Consider the following 1,024-nt stretch of genomic DNA (forward strand, 5'->3'; position numbering starts at 1 on the left):
CGCCGCCATGTCGAGGTTGCCGATCGAGCGCCGCAGTTCGTCGCTGGCACGCTGCTGCCCGCCGGGGTTCGTCAGCATCGACGCGGGCATGCCGTTGGGCAGGCGGCCCGTGGCCGCGGCCGCGCCCTGCACCGTGGTCTTGTTGGCGAACCAGGCGCCGCTGAAGGCACGCTGCGCCTGCGCGTCGACGAGCGCGCCGTTGGCGACCAGCGTCACGGCGATGGCGCGCGCGATCGGCGCCATGCGGAAGCGCCGCCGGGCCGGCTGGTTGGTCGATGGGTGGGGGGTGCCCAGGGATCCGCGTGTGCTCATGAGAAGTGCTTGCCCGAAAGTGAAGGTCGTGGAGTTCGCGCGCCGTGGGCGGTGCGCTGAATTTCCGGTGCGCTAAGACGAACGGGCCGTGCGCAAACCCCCAACTTTTTTTGAGCCGCCGCTTCAGCTCAAGAGCAGCAGCCCGCCGGGCAGCGATCGCGCACGCAGCCCGAAGGTGTGCTCGAGCTGCGCCAGCGCCGAATCGAGCGAAGCCAGCCGGAAGCGGCCGCTGACCCGCTTCTCGCCCGCGACACCGTTCACCAGCAGCACGCGGCCCGCGCGGTAGCGGTTGATCTCGGCCAGCACCTCGGCCAGCCGCGTCTGGTCGAACACCAGCTCGCCGCGCCGCCAGGCCGACACGTTCTCGAGCGCGACGCGCGCGATGCCGCTGAGCGACTGCGCGTCGTACACCGCCTGCTGGCCGGCCTGCAGCGCGCGCACACCAGCCGGATGCTCGATGCGCAGCGCGCCCTCGATGCAGGTCACGCAGACCTTGCCGTCGAGGTGCCGCACCTCGAAGCGGCCCGCGTGCGCGAGGCTGCGCCCGGCGCCGGCCACCACGCCGAACGGGCCGCCCTCGGCCAGCAGGTCGATCGCGGCCTCGCCCGACAGCAAGTCGATGCCCGTGAGCTGGCCGGCCGCGCGCTCGCGGCGGATCCGGGTCTGGGTGTTGAGCGTCACCTGCACGCGCGAGGCCAGCGCCAGCGTGCGC

2 protein-coding genes are annotated in these 1,024 nt (G+C 72.9%); both read right to left on the bottom strand.

The window, feature by feature from the left end:
• Positions 1–312, bottom strand: a 312-nt coding sequence (locus AC27VN_RS42270) for a hypothetical protein (protein ID WP_490880636.1), incomplete at its 3' end; no start/stop codon positions are given.
• A 123-nt stretch (positions 313–435) separates the two neighbouring features.
• Positions 436–1,024, bottom strand: a 589-nt coding sequence (locus AC27VN_RS42275) for a FecR family protein (protein WP_490880637.1), incomplete at its 5' end; no start/stop codon positions are given.

The organism is Variovorax sp. 20P10.2.4 (genome assembly GCF_058244205.1).